Source organism: Photorhabdus bodei (genome assembly GCF_003287735.1).
Taxonomy (GTDB): Bacteria; Pseudomonadota; Gammaproteobacteria; order Enterobacterales; family Enterobacteriaceae; genus Photorhabdus; species Photorhabdus kayaii.
This window is the reverse complement of sequence record NZ_NSCM01000146.1, coordinates 1-753: the sequence shown is the minus strand read 5'-3', so window position 1 is coordinate 753 and position 753 is coordinate 1. Positions and strand designations below refer to the sequence as shown.

The 753-nt window shown below is 32.7% G+C and carries 1 protein-coding gene and 1 pseudogene; both read left to right on the top strand.

The features are described from left to right. Nucleotides 1-116 (top strand): annotated as a pseudogene (locus tag CKY02_RS23170) (IS630 family transposase); the annotation flags it as partial. Nucleotides 117-178: 62 nt separating this feature from the next. Next, a complete protein-coding gene (locus CKY02_RS23165) occupies nt 179-655 on the top strand; it encodes a hypothetical protein (RefSeq protein WP_112897020.1) in 477 nt (158 codons plus the stop codon). The last annotated feature ends 98 nt before the right edge of the window (nt 656-753 follow it).

Below are 753 nucleotides of genomic sequence, written 5' to 3'. Positions count from 1 at the left end.
GAAATCATTGTTGTCAATTTATGTGGCAGTTACTGAATTATGTTGATGCCTTTTTGGCATCGTTTTCATCACAGCAAAAGCCAGGAAGACAAAAAATGGGTGTAGCACAATTATGAAATCTTATTTAGTAAAAGATTTCATTAAATTTAAAAGTAAAATTAAAGAGAGATAGTTTTTTATGAGTAATAATGATAAACCTAATGTTGCGGTTGGTGGTTCAATGAATACTAAAATAGGTCCATATGATGTTCATATTGAAGGTGTTCACCCAATTTCATATTATGAAGGTAGTGCTCCCTTTGATTCTAATGATCAAAAAATTGAAATTCAGGATAAATTACAATTAGATTCAGAAACAAGTTTTTTGCCAAATTTTTCAGCAACTGGTGGTTACATGAGTTCTGGGCAAATGGTAAAGGCACTAACAGATGGTGCTAAATATGCTCCAATGGGAGGCATTGGCTTTGCGGATATAGTTAATACTTATAAAGATAAATATAACAAAGAGAATTGCCCTATTTGTGAAAAAAAAGATTGTCCGGTTTTAAAAAGAGATTGTGAGAATATATTGAGGGGGATAAAAAAATTTGGCTCAGAGAAAAAAGCATTTTTGATGGGTAATCCAACCTTCATTCCGCACCTAATTCAGGAATAAACCGCTTTATATTGTACGCCTAATAAACTCAAAAGCTCATGGTGGTAAGATTGCATTCCTGTCACCATTTTATGTTCTTGAAATTCAAAGGTGCTGAT